Genomic DNA, 17,726 nt, shown 5'->3' with positions numbered 1-17,726 from the left:
TTTAACTGTTTTTTGGTTGGCGGATTATGAGTGTGGATAAAAATTTAGAAAGGATAGAGGCATTACGCCAACGGATTCGATTGTATGATTATCATTACTATGTTTTAGATGAACCTTTAGTCCCTGATATCGAATATGATCGTTGTTTTCGCGAATTACAGGCACTTGAAAACCAATATCCACAATATATTACTAGTGATTCGCCTACCCAGCGCGTAGGGATCCAACCCGTCACCGCTTTTGAGCCCGTGGCACATAGACAACCCATGCTTTCTTTAGGCAATGTATTTACAGCCCCAGAGCTGCATGCTTTTGTTAAGCGAGTAGCCGATCGCTTAAACTGTAAAGAAAATGACTTGCTTTTTACTTGTGAGCCTAAGCTAGATGGTTTGGCTGTTAATTTAACTTATGAGCATGGATTGTTAATTCATGCTGCTACGCGTGGTGATGGTGCCGTTGGAGAAAATATTACTTCCAATATTAAAACTATTTCGGCAGTTCCTCTTAAATTAATGATAAAAAATCCTCCGGCCTTTATTGAGGTAAGAGGCGAAGTTTATATACCTAAAGCAGGCTTTGAAGCACTTAATCAGCGAGCCCGAGAAACAGGTGAAAAAACGTTTGCTAATCCTCGTAATGCAGCAGCAGGTAGTTTGCGACAATTAAATCCACAAATTACAGCCTCAAGGCCACTTGCTATTTATTATTATGGTATTGGTGCTTATGAGGGTAGCCCATTGCCTGATAGTCATTTTGAGCAGTTGCAGCTGCTGCATCATATGGGTTTTAGAATCTCTTCTGAAAATAAGCAAGCAAAAGGGCTAGAAGGTTGCTTAGCTTACTATGAGATGATGGCCAATAAACGGCTTTCTTTACCTTATGAAATTGATGGCGTGGTTTATAAGTTAGATAGTGTTACACAACAACAAGAATTAGGCTATGTGGCACGGGCTCCTCGCTTTGCTTGCGCACATAAATACCCTGCTTTAGAAGAAATGACGGAAATTATTGCTGTTGATTTTCAAGTAGGTCGAACGGGCGCTTTAACGCCAGTTGCAAGGCTTAAGCCTGTTAATGTAGCGGGTGTTACAGTCAGTAATGCCACGCTACATAATATGGATGAAATTATTCGTAAAGACATTTTGATTGGTGATACAGTCATTATTCGCCGTGCTGGCGATGTTATTCCAGAAGTTGTCTCTGTTGTTAAAGAGAAGCGCCCAGAGCATACTATTCCCATTAGTCTACCTGCAACTTGCCCTGTCTGTGGTGCTGATGTAGTGCGTGAGGAAGGCGAAGCTGTTGCTCGCTGCACAGGTGGTTTATTTTGCGCAACCCAACTTAAACGTACTATTTGGCACTTTGCTTCACGTAAAGCCATGGCTATTGACGGTTTAGGGCAGGCTATTATTGATCTCTTAGTCGATACAAAATTGGTGAAAGATGTTGCTGATCTTTATCAGTTAAGATTAGAAGACTTAATTAATTTGCCAAGAATGGGTAAAAAGTCGGCAGAAAATTTATTGCAAGCGATTGAACAAAGCAAGTATACAACATTTAAACGATTTCTGTATGCCTTAGGAATACGTGAAGTGGGTGAAGTAGGCGCCGGTGTTTTAGCTTCTTATTATGCATCCATAGACTCTTTAAAGAAGGCTACAGTGGACGAGTTAATGATGCTTAAAGACATAGGGCCAGTTGCTGCACAGCATATAGTTGAGTTTTTTGCACAAGCTCACAATTGCGAAGTGATTGATAAATTAATCGCCTATGGTGTGCAATGGCCAGATACACCTAAGCAAGAATTTAATAAGGAACATCCTTTATATGGTAAAACAGTGGTACTTACTGGAACGCTTGCTAGCATGGGTCGTGATGAAGCGAAAGCAAAATTAGAAGCAGCAGGCGCTAAGGTAACCGGTAGTGTCTCGGCTAAAACTCATTATGTCATTGCGGGCAGTGATGCCGGATCTAAATTAGATAAAGCTAATCAGTTAGGGGTACCAGTATTAAATGAAGAGGATTTATTACAGTATTTAAACTAATTTTAAGGTAATTTTCATCTTAAGTGTTCAGTAGGGAGTAAGGGTCAACAATTTCTTCTTGAAATCTTACGAAGGGTTTGATCCATATACTCGTTTAATATGCTGTAAGGGATGCTTAGACTTCTAATTTGATTATCAAACTTTATATTAAATCAATAAATTATATTTTTTTCTTATAGAGAATTTCTTTTAAAAGTGCACCATTTTCATAAAACTCTTCTAGTTTTGTTATAGTAGTATTTTCAAAACCAAGTGCTTCATAAAATTGGCGCGCCTGACTATTATCAGAGAGCACCCAAACATAGACAAATTGATAATTCATTTTCGCTAATTCAGAGAAAGCGGTATGACATAACCTAGTTCCTAATCCTAAACGCCAATAAGTAGGATGTAGGTAAAGAGCGCTTATTTCTCCATTTAATGGGCTGAGATAGATATCTCGAAGTGTACATATACTTAAAAAACCAACTATATTTTGTTCCACTTCAACGACTAAGACTTTTACACCTTGTCTCATTAAATCTTGCCATTGCTTTGTCCTTTCTTTTACTGAAAGAGTTTGCAAAATAGCCTTCGGGATAAAATCTTTATAGCTAGCTTGCCAAGATAAAATATGAATCTTAGCAATAGCTTTTGCATCGTCTAAAGTAGCGAACCGAACGATTGGTTTTACGTTTCTAATCATTATAAAAAGATGGTTATCTCAATCTAGCAATGTAACATATTCAAGTCGTTTAATAAAATCCATTAAAGCAGTTCTGAATTTACTGATTAGAGTTATTGAATGCCGACTTTCAATTAATAATCTTATTGTAAATTACTTAGTCTTAAGAGGTATAAATACATCTAAATGATAAAACTATGTACTTTAGTAACAAAGTACGTATAATCTATTTTTTTATTAAAAATTATTATGAAGTATAAAAGTTTTAAAGATTTTAAAAATATTCAGCTTAAGTTTGGTTCGCCTGAGCAGGGATTCAATTACGGTTACACCGCCTTACCTAATTACCCTTGTAAAGATAGTGCCTTTTTCGATAATGAATTTTTTATCTTATATCGAAGAAGTGAGTATGCAGCCCAGGTTGAACTAGCGTGTGCTAGGATATTTCAGCATTTAATGGGTTATGGTCTGGAGATGGAAATTGTACAGGAGAATAATCAATTTTTTATTGCTAGCCGAAAAATAAAGAATTTTTCTGAAGGTTGTTATGGTTTAACGGCTCAAGATTTTTTGAAGGTTAAAGGCCTTATATCAATATTTATTATCTGGTATTTTATAGCCCAAACTGATACTCATTCTGGCAATTATGGTTTGGCAGGACTAGATAATATACTATTAGCTTTTGGACTAGATATGGCTGAAGCACTTGATTTTGAAATGCTCCAAAAGCCTTTAGAATTATCTGCCTTAAAAAAAATTCCTTACTTTGTAGAAGAAAATTATGAAGGTGTATCTGAACTTATTTTACCTAAGAGTTTAGTAGCTTCTAAAGCTTTTCAAGATGAGAAGTTTGCAATAATTAAGTTAATTGCCGACACTTCCTTTGCAGTATTTGAGGCCATTATTAGAGAGACAATCACATCTTCTTTTTCAATTCATCGAAAAATAATGTTAGAGAAATGTTTAGCTTTTGCTGAAGATGAAGCTACTAGAGAGCTTATTCAATCTAGTCTTAAACAAAATGACCCAGCAGATTACTCTGTAGACGCTCTTATTAGTTGTTTAAAGTCTCGTCATGAAAAATGGAAGTCAATTGTAAAAGAAAACCTAAAGGAAGATTTTGCACAAGATTTTTCTTTATCTAATCCAACTTTATTTTCTAAAGAATCAGAAAAATATCAGGGCGACTCTTTACGTGACAGTATTAGTTTAGAAAGGGGGGGTGAAACTGAGAATGTAAGAAGTAAAGATGAGGCAGAGAATACCTATTCATTGCGATTTTTTAGTTCAGAAAGTCAGGAAAATCTTACAAGTCCCGTCATAAATACAGAAGATAAAAATTTCCTTAAGTTTTAAAATTACAGCGCCTCTGAAGAGAAGTTAATAACTTCTCATGGCTGATTACAAGATCCCATATAATTTTTATCTATCCGCTATCTTTTTAGCTTGTTCCCAAAGCTCCATTAATTGCGTAAAAGTATAGCCTTCTAAATTTGTCTCTCCCCGATTTATCGTTAATTGTTTAACCGCCAGTAGCCTTCGTTCAAATTTAAGTAAAGTTAAGTTTAAGGTTTCTTTAGGATCAAATTGACAAAATACGCATAGAGAAAAAACAGCATGCAATAGATCGCCAATCTCTTCTTGTAAATCTGCGTTTAAGGGAGTTTTAGCTAAGTTTAGTAAATGCTCATTAACTTCATGATATTCGCTTTCAATTTGCGCCATAATTTGCTTAGCATTTTCCCAACGAAAGCCAAATTGAGCAGCTTCGTTTTCTAAAAGGACCACTTTTTCTAATAAATCCATCACAATACTCGCTTTATTAACTAATAGTAGAAAATCATCTCTGTTCGCTTTAAGATTAAAACAGACTTCATAATAATTTATTTCTTAGGACTACAATTTTGGCAAAACGTTATGCAAAAAGGATTTTTGTTTTAGTTTTGCTTATGACTTGCATACAAGGTTATGCAATAAACTGGGTGCTTAACAACCCTTATCCTAAGGATGAATCAACTAGAAAAATTTACTATTCTTCATTTAGTGAGCAACCCAAAACACTTGATCCAGCGCGCTCCTATTCCAGTAATGAATATCAGTTTATTGCACAAATTTATGAGCCGCTTCTTCAATATGATTATTTTATTAGGCCTTATAAACTTGTACCTCTAATCGCTAGGGCAATGCCCAGTATTCGCTATTTAAATGCTCAATTACAAGCCGTTCCAGCTAATTCCACTAATATTGCATATACCGTTTATACCTTGCAAATAAAGCCTGGAATTTTATATCAACCGCATCCAGCTTTTGCCAAAGATAAAAGAGGACAATATCGCTACCTGAATCTAACAGCAGATTATTTAGATGAAAATGATATTAGCGAATTAGCTAATTTTCCTTATACAGGAACACGAGAGCTAATAGTAGATGATTATATTTATCAAATTAAACGTTTAGCAAATCCTGCTGTCAATTCACCTATTTATGGATTAATGAGCGAAAAAATTATGGGGTTTCGGGAATTTGCAAAAATATTACCAACCTCGGGTTTTATCGATCTACGTAAATATTCATTAGAGGGCGTGCGCAAGATAGATGACTATACATTTGAAATTACCATCATAGGTCAATATCCACAATTTGTATTTTGGTTAGCCATGCCATTTTTTGCGCCTGTTCCTTGGGAAGCTGATCAATTTTATAGTCAAGCCGGTATGGACGATAAAAATTTAAGCTTTGATTGGTATCCTGTCGGTACAGGCGCTTTTATGCTTAGTGAAAATAATCCAAATAAACGAATGGTTTTAGATAAAAATCCTAACTTTCATGAAGAGTATTTCCCTATGAATGCGAGCAATGAGGATAAGAAGCTGGGTTATGCGCATCATTTAGGGCAGCGATTACCACTAATTGATCAAGCGATTTATACACTTGAAAAAGAAGCAATTCCCAGATGGAATAAATTTCTGCAAGGATATTACGATTTATCAGGAATTAGCACGGATAGTTACGCGCAGGCTATTCAGATTAACTCCCAAGGAAAACCCATTTTAAGTCCTGAAATGCAAGCTAAAAATATGCACTTAACAACCACTGTTGATCCTAGCATTTATTATATGGGTTTTAATATGCTTGATCCTATTGTTGGAGGTAACAGTGAACGAGCGCGAAAGCTTAGGCTTGCGATTTCTATTGCAGTTAATTATGAAGAAAATATTGCGATTTTTTTAAATGGCCGCGGGATTGCGGCGCAAGGGCCAATTCCACCTGGAATCTTTGGTTATAAGATAGGTAAAGCTGGAATTAATCCTTATGTTTACCGCTGGAGTGGTAATAGTAGTAAGAGGCGTTCTATCCAAGAGGCGAAAGAATTGTTAAAACAAGCAGGCTATCCGAATGGCCGAGATAAAAGCACTAAAAGAGCATTAATTCTACATTATGATGTAACCATAACGGGTGGGCCTGATGATAAATCACAATTAGAATGGATGCGTAAACAATTTGCCAAAATTGGGATTGATTTAAATATTCGTGCAACGCAATATAATCGCTTTCAAGAAAAAATGCGCAATGGTAATGCACAAATTTTCAGTTGGGGTTGGAATGCTGATTACCCTGATCCTGAAAATTTTCTCTTTATGCTTTATGGCGGCAATAGCAAAGTTCGGTATGGTGGTGAAAACGCTGCCAATTATGATAATCAAGAATATAATAAATTATTTAATTTAATGAAAAATCGCCCCAATGATAGAGAACGTCAAGCAATAATTGATCGGATGGTTGAAATAGTAAGACATGACGCACCTTGGGTATGGGGAATTAATACAGAGACTTTCATGCTTACGCAACAATGGGTGTCTTTAACAAAACCTAACACGATTGGTTTAAACTCTTTAAAATATACGAGTATTGATGTTTCATTGCGCAATAAGTTTAGAATTTTATGGAATAAACCTATTTTATGGCCTCTTCTTGTGATTTTATTGCTTTTATTTCTTCTAATAATACTTCCTATTTTTCTAGTTTATCGACAAACACAAAGACAATTAGCTAAGCGATTTAAATTATGATTTATTATTTTATTAGACGACTCCTTTATGCTGTGCCTATTTTGATTGGCATTAATCTTCTTACTTTTGCCTTATTTTTTATGATTAATTCACCTGATGATATGGCGCGCATGCAACTTGGTCAAAAGCATATAAAACCAGAGGCCATTGCGCAATGGAAGGCACAGCATGGCTATGACTTGCCACTGCTTTACAATGACACTAAGGCTGGGCTACAAAAATTTACTCAAACATTATTTTTTCAGAAATCATTAAAATTATTTGTTTTTGATTTTGGCATGTCTGATGCTGGGCGAGATATTAGTTTTGATATTTCTCATCGTATGTGGCCAAGTTTGGCGATTGCTATACCTATTTTAATACTTGGTATGTTAGTTAATATTATTTTTGCAATGGGAATGGCCTTTTTCCGCTCTACTTTTCTTGATTTAAGTGGCGTTGTGATTTGTATTATCTTAATGTCAATCTCAAGCCTATTTTATATTATTGGTGGGCAATATCTTTTCGGTAAGCTACTACGTTGGGTGCCTATTTCTGGTTATGATGATGGATTAAACAGTGTAAAATTTATCGTTTTACCGGTAGTGGTTGCGGTATTAAGTGGTATAGGCGCAGGCTCTAGATGGTATCGAACTTTATTTCTAGAGGAAATGAATAAGGAATATGTAAAAACTGCCCGGGCAAAAGGATTATCTGAGTCAAAAGTGTTATTTAAGCATGTTTTAAAAAATGCCATGCTGCCTATCTTAACGGGTGTGGTTGTAATTATTCCTACCTTATTTATGGGAAGTTTAATTTTAGAGTCCTTTTTTGGTGTGCCAGGTTTAGGTAGTTATATTATTGATGCAATTGGGCAACAAGATTTTGCAATTGTAAGAGCCATGGTTTTTTTAGGTTCCGTATTATATATCTTGGGTCTAATTTTAACTGACCTTTCTTATCTTTGGGCAGATCCTCGTGTAAGGTTAAATTAATGGAATTATTGTGGACTGATCAGTGGTTTTTACTTTTAATCGGAATTAGCTTTTTAGCTTTAGCAATAAGTTTACGCAAAAAACCAGTTAGACGTTCATTTCGTTATTTGCTTCATAATCCCATCGCTGTCAGTGCAGGCATTGTTCTCTTTTTTTTTCTGATCGTAGGTATTTTGGATTCAATTCATTTTCATGCAACAAATGAAGAAGAGAGTAGCAATTTAGTTTCTCTTTTAGATAAGATAATAGCACCTGTGGGTAGCGTTTATGAAAAAACTTATTCCGCACCTTTAGCTTTAAACCTTTATAGTTTAGAAACAACCATCATTAACGGCGAGGTTAAGCAAATTTATCCACGCTTAAAATATCCGCCAGCTGAAATTAAAACACCTGCTCAAAAACAAGAGCTTATTTTGTTTTTGCTAAAGAAGTCACTACTACAAAGTTTGATTACCTTCATTTTGGTGTTAATTCTTGGCGCTGCAATATATAACTATTTTTCTTTAACTCAGAAATTCATTATAAGTCCTAGCTTAATTTGGGGATTAATTACTTTCTTTTTATGTTTATTTTTTATATTTGCTAGCTATTGGTTATCGCGCAATTTTCATCTTTTAGGTACAGGAAAAATTGGCCAGGATATTTTTTATTACACGGTCAAAAGTATTCGCACAGGCCTTATAATTGGTACACTCACCACACTATTTATGTTGCCTCTAGCTATTATTTTTGGCATTGCTGCAGGTTATTTTGGTGGGTTAATTGATGATATTATTCAATACATTTACACAACTTTAAGCTCCATTCCAGGTGTGCTACTTATTACAGCGTCAGTTTTATCCATGCAAACTTACATTGCTAATCACCCCGATCAATTTCCCACCCTAGAAGAGAGTGCTGATGCGCGCCTTTTGGCCTTATGCTTAATCTTAGGAATTACAAGTTGGACTAGTTTATGTCGAATTCTACGAGCAGAAGCACTAAAGCTGCGAGAAATTGATTTTGTCTTGGCAGCAAAAGCGCTAGGTAGTAGCGCCTGGCGAATTCTTTATAAACATTTATTGCCTAATGTTATGCCTATTGTTTTAATTAACCTCGTGCTTGATTTTAGTTTTTTAGTCTTAGCAGAAGCTGTTTTATCCTATGTTGGTGTTGGTGTATCCCCCATGACAATTAGCTGGGGAAATATGATTAATAGTGCCAGGCTTGAGCTTGCACGAGAACCCGTTGTCTGGTGGCCAATGATGGCGGCTTTTCTATTTATGTTTATGTTAGTTCTTGCAAGTAATTTATTTGCTGATGCTATTCGTGAAGCCTTTGATCCGCATCGAATTAGACGATAAAATCTTTATATTGAACTTACGTTAATTAACTCATTTCATGCTAGTATGATGGCACTTAATTTAGATAAGGTTATTTTATGCGTACAATTTTTTCTATACTTATGATTACCTTGCTTTCTTTTGGTTTAGTGGTTAATGAAGCAGCCGCAAAGCGATTTGGTGGTGGACGTGCAATAGGGTTTCCTCGTTCAACTTCTTCTTACAGTAAAGCTGCACCAAAACAATCTTATGCAGCTAACCGCAATACCGGTAGTCGTTGGCGAAGTGGTTTAGCGGGTTTTATAATGGGCGGCTTATTGGCTAGTCTTTTTTTCGGACATGGCTTTGGTAGCGCTTTATTTTCATGGCTAATTATTGCTGGATTAATATTTATTATTTTTCGTTTGTTTCGCAGACCGCATAATCACAACCGAAATAGAGACTGGCACTAAGACAGCTGCCAATTTAATTAAAAAGGCTAATTTAATTTTTAAGCAGTATTTGCATTAATAAAAAGTGACATCTTTAATGAGCTAAAAGTTCAAATAGTTAATTAAATAAGTCTCTGGAGAAACTTAATGAGAATGGATGCCCTTATTCTTACAGGGTTTATCGGCTGCATTGCGGCAATTTTAGTAGGAATAGGGGAGTCTTTTTTACAGAATAGTGTTGAAAAAAATAACCTTGACTCTCCACAACTTAGCTTAACTAAATCTAAGAATTATTTAAAAAGTGGTTACTTTATTGTCGTACTTATAGCGCCCTTTTATAGTTTAGGCTTTTGGCATCTATATAAAATGTTATCGCCAAGTACTGGAATTCTAGTTGTCGCTATCGTATTTTTAGCAGTTTATAATTTTATTATTCAATTAGCATGGGTTAGTTTAAGGACAATTTTTAGTTTAATTGTGCAAGAACAGATAACAACTAAAGATTTAAACTCTTTAGTGCAAATTTATCAATCCTATGACAAAACTTTTTTAGAAATCACACGCTTTATTTTGCAAGTGTTATCTGTTTGTTTTATTTATTTAGTTTGGCAGGGGACAACCTCTTATCCGACTTGGATGGTAATTTTTAATCCTGTTGTAATCTTAACCGGAATCTTTATTTTTTATATGATTTTACCTAAATTTGGAAAATATCTTATACCCATTGCAATTCATGTCATGTACGCTATTTTCTTTGCGCTCTCGACTTATTTAGCCATTCGCTTAGAGTTGACATAAACCCCTATTAGGTTGTTTAGAAATTTAAAGTGCTGGTGTACAAATTTATAAATATTTCAGGTTTAAGAAGGTAGACTACCTTTTACTCATGATAAGTAGATTTCTTGGTTAGGTTGATTAGGATGATTTAGCCTCTTAAAGTCGAACTAACCCCAGTAATGATTTTTTTATGCGCAATTTGCAATTAGTTTAATTATAGATAATTTGAGTGGTTCAATTTATCCTCTCTTCTATAATTAGAGAGCAATTTATCATATCAACAAGTTAGAGGCATCACCCGTTTTCGGACATCTGGACTTCAAACCGCAGTAATAAAAGCTCAAATACTCTTTTACATTATTTATTGCAAATACCTGGAACGCTACTATCTACTATAATGAATATTATTAGTGCAAATTGACTTAATAGTATATACTGTTGCTAAGCTTCTACACTCTTTGAGCTTAAAGGAGATAATTATGAAAGAATCAAAAAGTAAACTATCTTTAAATGACTTACCTCCCGAGATGATAGTTTTAATTAATCAATTTTTAGAGCCAAAAGATACTGCAAGATGGTCGCAGGTAAACCGAAGATTTTTCCAAGATCTGAGTAAGGCAGCTAAAAAGGCAGCGGTTACAGAGGCATTAGAAAATATAGTTGTTAAAGTATTAGACAGTCTCAATCCTCATGACCTTTTTTTCTTAGCAGATCAAGATGAAAATATAGCAATGGTAGTAGTACAAACACCCGAGTTAGCTACAAAACTCAACCAAAGTTTATATGGAGATTATCACCAACCACATCAGGAAGGTTATAAGAAAGAACAGTACGAGACCCAAAATTGCTTAGACGCAACAGGGAAAAGGTATACTCATGACATCCCAGATCCCTTAGCTCTCATTGCAAAGTCGCATCCCAAAGTTGCTGAGCTCTTATTAAGTGATGATTATGACGTCATCGACCTGCGCGATAGAACTAATGCTGCACTAAAGTCAATGGTGCCTCCTAACCCCGGCCCTTAGTCCTTAGTGAGAGAAGAAGTCTGGTTTAATTTTATTATCCTACTGAAAACTCCCCAATTTAATCCCTATCACAGACTCCAGCAATAGAAAGGATCTTAAGAATACCTACCTGCGAAGCCTTTTGTTCTTCTAAATACGGACGACTCGGTGTTTTGCCATAATCATATGAATTCCTTATTTCTAAAAATTATGTTGACTTCATATTGCCTTTTTTATTCTATATTCAAAATTATTTTTAACAGGTACAACGTAGCAAGTGCCGCTATTACGCTGTGAAAGATAGACGACAATATTATTGTATAATAATTTATGAATCATTATAAGCTGGCATTTTCACTAATCTATCAGAGCGCATCAGTGGAATAGCTTGGTAATTTACATTCTTGCTCTCACTAATACCTTGATTTGATTCGATATTATTCTGTTTATTATTTTCTTAGTTCGTGTACCTAACATTTTACTAATAAATTCTGCGTCATTTATATCTTCTGTTGTAAATGCAATCTTTGTTTTAATGTTAGTAAAGGCGCGAGCTCCATCATGGCTGTATCTCTCATAGGTTTGTGCAATGTATTGAAACATTAAAATACACCGCTCCCAATACTCACGTTTAAACCAATTTTAGAATGTATCTAAAACCCAAACTAAAATAAAAAGCAAATTTTTGAATATAGATATCACTTAACAAGAAATCATCAATTCGGGTCTATATTCAAAGTGCATCGTATCATAATGGTACCATTTACCTCCCCAAATAAAGCCGTATTTTTCAAAAATGGGTATAATTTCCCAGGGAATATTATTATGGTAAGTTAAAGGTGTTGTTTCTGTAACTGGTTCGCCCTTGTCTCTAAGATCCCATTGCCAATAATTTGATTTATCTGCATTAATATCTATAGTCATTCCAAAGCTATGATTACTCAAGCGATTTGTATTGGCAATCAGTCGCCATTTAAAAGTACCACCTGGATTTTTTAAAAAGGGTATATATTCTGGATGTTTATCAACAAGCTTCTCTAACTCTTGCGATATTTTTTGTAGTTTTTGATTAACATGATTAACCGTTGTTACTAGAAGAGGATATTTACTGCCAAATAGTTTTGGCATCCAATAAATCGTTACAAGATGTGATTTTACTTCCTCTTCCGAATTGCCATACATTTTACGAAAAAAAGGCTCATATCGTACACGGCCCGGATCATTTTTTGGCTGATAAGTTTTAAAGGTTCGAGGTATTCCAGGTTCGTAACAAACATCTTCGATTTGATCATTTAATGAGGGTGAATCTAATTTCTCTTGCGGCGTTTTATTAATTTTTCCGTCTGTAGCATCCATGTAAGTATCATCGGCCCAAACAATATAATCCTTAGAGATAGACTTTATATATTCGGGGTAGGCCTGTTGTAGGTGAGATAAGTCAGCTAATCCAGCATAAACACTAAAATTAATACCTAAAAGAATGAGAAAACACAGCTTATTTCTCAATAATTTAATTAAATTAAGCAAGATAGACGCCCCATCATTTGATGAAAATAAGTCAAAATTAAAGCAAATTATAAAATTTTTAAATCAAATGCGCAATGTTTATTAATAAGCCAGTCTGATTTTATTATACTTTTAAGCAAATTAATGCATTTCATCGACTTAAAGAATAGGCTTCTTTGGAAACTCGCTACAGAGGTGCAGTGCGAGAAGACACGGCGCGCAGAACCGGAGTGTACACTTGAGTACATGAGAATTCTAGCACCATATCGACGAAGCAATGCGCCTCTGTAGTAGAGTTTCCGAAGAAGTCTAATCAATTTTTAGTTCTTGGCTAATATCTTCAAAGCTATTATTGCCCTTATTTTTAAATAGGAAACTTTGATAATGATCAATTAGTTGCCTATCGTTAGTTGTTTTACGGTAAGCAGTTACAAACAAATCAACCCAGCCTGTTTGTTGTAAATTGGCAATAGCCATAGAAATGGGAATTAGGTCTTTTTCAATTTCAATATTGAGTTTTTTGATATTAAATATACCTTGCCGGTTCTCATATAAATAAAATCCATCTTCCTGAGCTACAAATAAATCAGGTAAACCATCTTTATTCACATCAGCCGCTATGGCGCAGTAAGTAATATTAGAAGCGTCTCTCAAGCCTGTTTGCTTAGAAACATCAATTAAACTCTCATTTTTAATTAAGAATAATTTATCTGCTTTTTTATAACCACCAATAAAGAGGTATTGCTCCCCTTGCGAGCGTAAATTAAGCAGAGCCGTATTCATAAAAGAAGGGCGATTAAAATTATCTGTTTCTTTGCTCGAATCAGTAGTCTTAGATTCTGCCTGAACATTACGCTTTGAAGTAGTGATCTTTCTAACCACGAGGGCTTCTAAAATAATAATAAGTAAAGCAATAACGATTTTTATAATCATGGTGGCCTTTAATTATGAGTTTAGTGGTCAAAAAGTTATAATATTTATTAATACTTGCAAAATGTTATTAAAAATTAAGATTAAGTTTTTCTTGCTTATTATAAAAATAGCAAAAAATTCTTTAAATTAATCATTGTAAATCTTGATACAAAGGCTACCCATAAACAAGAGGATTAATTACAATAGGATTTTGGCAATGTTAAATCCTTATTTAAGTTATTCTGTGCTGATGCTTTAATAGCTAATGTTGCACAACGAGTTTTACAAGAAAATAAATTTCGGTAATTGTTAATGATCACTATAGCTAAAGTTTTTAATAGCAATTTTAAGCATTTAGTTATAATTTAGGACTACTTCTCTTATGCGATCGCAGTTCGTTCATCTTCGTTTACATACAGAATTTTCTCTAATTGATGGGTTAGTTTGTATTAAACCTTTAATGAAAGCAGTTGTTAACCGGGGGATGAATACAGTTGCCATTACGGATTTTTGTAATTTATTTGCCGCAGTCAAAGTATTTAAAGCAGCTGTGGATAATGGTGTAAAACCTATTCTTGGTAGTGATCTTCCCTGTTGTTTTCAAGATCAGCCTACTGTTTATTCATCACTATTATTTCTTTGTCAAAACAATATAGGCTATCGCAACTTAACTTGTTTAATTTCTAAAGCTTATTTAGAAGGTCAATATCAAGGCCAGCCACGTATTCAATACGAATGGTTAGAAGAGTTTGCTGAAGGTTTAATTGTTTTATCAGGTGGTAGTAAGGGCGTTATAGGGAGAGCATTATTGGCTGATGATCTAGCGCAAGCTTATGAATTAAGTCGCTATTTTGCCAAGCTGTTTCCAAATCGTTTCTATTTAGAGATTCAAAGAACAGGAAGGCCAGAAGAATCATTTTATAATGAACGCATAGTAAGTATTGCTGAAGAGCTAAATCTTCCGATTGTTGCTACCAATGATGTACGTTTTTTAGATAAAGATGATTTTGACGCCCATGAAGCACGGGTATGCATCCATCAAGGATGCACATTAGCCGATCCAAGACGTACCCAAGAATATAGTCCACAACAATATCTGCGTTCAGCAGAAGAAATGGTTACCTTATTTAGAGACTTACCACAAGCAATACAAAATACTGTAGAGATTAGTCAGCGTTGTACAGTTAAATTAGATTTAGGAAACAATTTTTTACCTACCTTTCCTATTCCTGCTAATTTTACTGTTGAAAGTTATTTATCACAATTATCAAAGAAAGGCCTAGAAGAGCGCTTAGCAATAATTTTTCGTCATCAATCGCCTGAAGAAATTGCAGTTAAGCGTATTCCTTATGATAAACGTCTACAGTTAGAACTTGATGTTATTAATAACATGGGTTTTCCAGGATACTTTTTAATTGTTGCTGATTTTATCCAGTGGGCAAAACAAAATGGAGTGCCTGTTGGGCCGGGCCGTGGTTCTGGCGCAGGTTCTTTAGTAGCCTATGCGCTTAAAATAACAGATCTTGACCCTTTACTCTATGATTTACTTTTTGAGCGATTTTTAAATCCTGAGCGCGTATCTATGCCTGATTTTGATATTGATTTCTGTATGGAAGGGCGAGACAGGGTTATTGACTATGTTGCAGAAAAGTATGGTAGACAGAGTGTTTCTCAGATCATTACTTTTGGTACGATGACAGCCAAAGCTGTGGTACGCGATGTAGGGCGCGTCCTAGGACATCCTTATGGTTTTGTGGACAAAATCGCTAAATTAATTCCTTTTGAAATTGGTATCACACTTGAAAAAGCCTTGCAGGATGAAGAAGAATTAAGGGTGCGCTATCAAGAAGAAGAGGAAGTTAAAGAGCTTATTGATCTTGCTTTAAAATTAGAGGGAATTACTCGTAATGCAGGTAAACATGCGGGCGGTGTAGTGATTGCTCCATCTAAGCTTACTGATTTTACTGCTATCTATTGTGAAGAAGGTTCGCAGCAAATTGTAAGTCAGTTTGATAAAGATGATGTTGAAGCGGTAGGTTTGGTAAAATTTGATTTTTTAGGCTTACGTACTCTAACAATTATAGATTGGGCGCTTAAAATCATTAATCAACAAAAGCGGGATAATCAAGAAGAAGAAATTGATATTGCTTTAATACCTACTGATGATAATGCGACCTTTAATCTACTTAAAGCTTGCCAAACTACGGCGGTATTTCAGTTAGAATCTCGCGGCATGAAAGAGCTTATTAATCGCCTACAGCCTGATTGTTTTGAAGACATTATCGCGTTAGTCGCTCTCTTTCGCCCTGGACCTTTGCAATCGGGCATGGTAGATGACTTTATCGATCGTAAACATGGGCGTGCAAAAGTTGAATACCCTCACCCTGATCTTGAGTCTATTCTAAAGCCTACTTATGGCGTCATTTTATACCAAGAGCAGGTCATGCAGATCGCCCAGGTTCTAGCAAATTACACGCTAGGTGCTGCAGATTTATTAAGAAGGGCAATGGGGAAGAAAAAACCAGAGGAAATGGCTAAACAGCGTGCTATTTTTACTGAAGGTGCCGTTGCAAGAGGCGTTGAAAAAGAAACAGCGACCTACATTTTTGATTTAATGGAAAAATTTGCGGGCTATGGCTTTAATAAATCTCATTCAGCAGCTTATGCACTTGTTGCCTACCAAACAGCATGGTTAAAAGCGCATTATCCAGCCGCTTTTATGGCCGCCGTATTATCTTCAGATATGGATAATACAGACAAAGTAGTTAATTTTATTAACGAAAGTAAGCAGATGAATTTAAAAGTCTTACCACCATCAGTTAATTTATCTAACTTTACTTTTACCGTCACCAAAGAGCAGACTATTTTATATGGATTAGGTGCAATAAAAGGGGTGGGAGAGTCAGCTATTTCTGGTATTGTCAATGAAAGACAGCATGGGCCTTATAAAAGTTTATTTGATTTTTGCCGTCGTCTTGATTTACGTAAAGTCAATCGACGTGTTCTAGAAGCATTAATCAAAAGTGGCGCTATGGATGATTGGCAAGTAGAACGCTCAGCTCTGTTTGAATCGCTTGAAAAAGCGTTAAAGTTGGCAGATAAAGCACAGCAGAATCTAACAACAGGGCAATCTGATTTATTTTCTTTATTTGAAGAAACAGAGAGTGACGAGGAAGTGTATTGTCAGTGCAAACCTTGGCCAGCTAGGCAACGACTAGAGGGCGAAAAAGAAACGTTAGGGTTTTATTTAACTGGTCATCCAGCTACACAATATATGGATGAATTTAAAGCTTATACTACACCGGTTATTCGACTAAATACCTCATTAGCTAAAAAAGCTTGTCTATGTGGTCTAATCACTTCATTAAAACGAATCATTACCAAACGAGGTAAGAAATTAATCATTGCTGCCTTGGAAGATGCAACAGGCAAAATAGATGTTGTTATTTTCTCAGAAATCTATGAAGCATTAGAAACACCACTACAAGTAGGCCAGATGATTTTTGCTGAAGGGGAAGTTGCTCAGGATGAATTTAGCGGAAATGCTAGGATGGCAGCTAATCAACTCTTCTCTATTGCAGAGGCACGAACACGTTTTGCTAACTCGTTGATTCTTATTTTAAATAAGACCATTGAGAGCGCATTAATTGCCAAGATAAGAACCATTTTATCTTCTAGCCCTGGTCAATGTGCTGTACAAATAAAATATTATAATGAGAGGGCACAAGCGCTACTGAATTTACCACAACAATGGTGGATAACGCCGACAGATGAAGTCATTAATTCACTTAAAGACGTTTTAGGTATACCAAATATTGTTTTAAATTATTAATGAGTTAGTGAAACTTAATATTATTTTTAATGAAAAATTCTTTTTTTGTTTATCACCATCAGCTACGATGAGTAGTTAAATAGATAGCTAATAGTAACTATCATTTGTCTAGTTAACCAGATTTAATTCTGTTATAACAGGCATTTATGAAGCATTAATGAGTAATAGGTTCATAAGATAACGTTGGAT

Annotated in this window: 14 protein-coding genes; 9 read left to right on the top strand and 5 right to left on the bottom strand. The window is 35.2% G+C overall.

All coding sequences use genetic code 11. From position 1 onward, the window contains the following. Positions 1-26: 26 nt before the first annotated feature. A complete protein-coding gene (gene ligA, locus ACQUW5_RS06550) occupies positions 27-2,045 on the top strand; it encodes an NAD-dependent DNA ligase LigA (protein ID WP_444990419.1) in 2,019 nt (672 codons plus the stop codon). Between the two features lie 160 nt (positions 2,046-2,205). Here the strand turns inward: ligA and ACQUW5_RS06545 are convergent, their stop codons facing one another. After that, on the bottom strand, positions 2,206-2,730 hold the full coding sequence (locus ACQUW5_RS06545) for a GNAT family N-acetyltransferase (RefSeq protein WP_444990418.1): 525 nt from the start codon (positions 2,728-2,730) through the stop codon (positions 2,206-2,208). 228 nt (positions 2,731-2,958) lie between these two features. On the opposite strand from ACQUW5_RS06545, the gene ACQUW5_RS06540 reads away from it, so the two are divergent. Beyond that, positions 2,959-4,065 (top strand): hypothetical protein, encoded by a 1,107-nt coding sequence (locus ACQUW5_RS06540; RefSeq protein WP_444990417.1) that lies wholly within the window; start codon positions 2,959-2,961, stop codon positions 4,063-4,065. 66 nt (positions 4,066-4,131) lie between these two features. On the opposite strand, the gene ACQUW5_RS06535 is transcribed toward ACQUW5_RS06540, so the two are convergent. Then, positions 4,132-4,515 (bottom strand): nucleoside triphosphate pyrophosphohydrolase family protein, encoded by a 384-nt coding sequence (locus ACQUW5_RS06535; protein WP_444990495.1) that lies wholly within the window; start codon positions 4,513-4,515, stop codon positions 4,132-4,134. Between the two features lie 143 nt (positions 4,516-4,658). Between ACQUW5_RS06535 and ACQUW5_RS06530 the strand changes: the two genes are divergently transcribed. From ACQUW5_RS06530 to ACQUW5_RS06505, 6 genes are all read left to right on the top strand, one after another. Next, positions 4,659-6,779, top strand: a complete 2,121-nt coding sequence (locus ACQUW5_RS06530; protein WP_444990494.1) for an ABC transporter substrate-binding protein — start codon at positions 4,659-4,661, stop codon at positions 6,777-6,779. Further along, positions 6,776-7,753: an ABC transporter permease gene (locus ACQUW5_RS06525; RefSeq protein ID WP_444990416.1), complete on the top strand. Its 978-nt coding sequence runs from the start codon at positions 6,776-6,778 to the stop codon at positions 7,751-7,753. The genes ACQUW5_RS06530 and ACQUW5_RS06525 overlap by 4 nt, the downstream gene beginning before the upstream one ends. Further along, the gene (locus ACQUW5_RS06520; RefSeq protein ID WP_444990415.1) at positions 7,753-9,096 is read left to right on the top strand and encodes an ABC transporter permease; all 1,344 of its coding nucleotides are present in this window, start codon (positions 7,753-7,755) and stop codon (positions 9,094-9,096) included. Before ACQUW5_RS06525 ends, ACQUW5_RS06520 begins: the two co-directional genes overlap by 1 nt. A 77-nt stretch (positions 9,097-9,173) precedes the next feature. After that, entirely contained in the window at positions 9,174-9,527 is a 354-nt protein-coding gene (locus ACQUW5_RS06515) for a hypothetical protein (protein WP_444990414.1), read from the top strand. A gap of 126 nt (positions 9,528-9,653) precedes the next feature. Beyond that, positions 9,654-10,304 (top strand): DUF6796 family protein, encoded by a 651-nt coding sequence (locus ACQUW5_RS06510; RefSeq protein WP_444990413.1) that lies wholly within the window; start codon positions 9,654-9,656, stop codon positions 10,302-10,304. 458 nt (positions 10,305-10,762) lie between these two features. Then, positions 10,763-11,308, top strand: coding sequence for an F-box protein (locus ACQUW5_RS06505; RefSeq protein WP_444990412.1), 546 nt, complete (start codon positions 10,763-10,765; stop codon positions 11,306-11,308). A gap of 375 nt (positions 11,309-11,683) precedes the next feature. Here the strand turns inward: ACQUW5_RS06505 and ACQUW5_RS06500 are convergent, their stop codons facing one another. The 3 genes from ACQUW5_RS06500 to ACQUW5_RS06490 all read right to left on the bottom strand — a co-directional run bounded on the left by ACQUW5_RS06500 (position 11,684) and on the right by ACQUW5_RS06490 (position 13,726). Beyond that, the gene (locus ACQUW5_RS06500) at positions 11,684-11,890 is read right to left on the bottom strand and encodes a TraM recognition domain-containing protein (RefSeq protein WP_444990411.1); all 207 of its coding nucleotides are present in this window, start codon (positions 11,888-11,890) and stop codon (positions 11,684-11,686) included. 99 nt (positions 11,891-11,989) lie between these two features. Further along, the gene (locus ACQUW5_RS06495) at positions 11,990-12,814 is read right to left on the bottom strand and encodes a M15 family metallopeptidase (protein WP_444990410.1); all 825 of its coding nucleotides are present in this window, start codon (positions 12,812-12,814) and stop codon (positions 11,990-11,992) included. 288 nt (positions 12,815-13,102) lie between these two features. Then, the gene (locus ACQUW5_RS06490; RefSeq protein ID WP_444990409.1) at positions 13,103-13,726 is read right to left on the bottom strand and encodes an FG-GAP repeat domain-containing protein; all 624 of its coding nucleotides are present in this window, start codon (positions 13,724-13,726) and stop codon (positions 13,103-13,105) included. A 361-nt stretch (positions 13,727-14,087) separates the two neighbouring features. On the opposite strand from ACQUW5_RS06490, the gene dnaE reads away from it, so the two are divergent. Next, positions 14,088-17,537 carry a DNA polymerase III subunit alpha gene (gene dnaE, locus ACQUW5_RS06485; protein WP_444990408.1) on the top strand — a complete coding sequence of 1,150 codons (3,450 nt, stop codon included), beginning with the start codon at positions 14,088-14,090 and terminating at the stop codon, positions 17,535-17,537. The last annotated feature ends 189 nt before the right edge of the window (positions 17,538-17,726 follow it).

Source organism: Legionella pelazae, assembly GCF_052527395.1.
The sequence above is the reverse complement of the archived record's forward strand: the minus strand, read 5'-3'. Positions and strand labels throughout refer to the sequence as shown.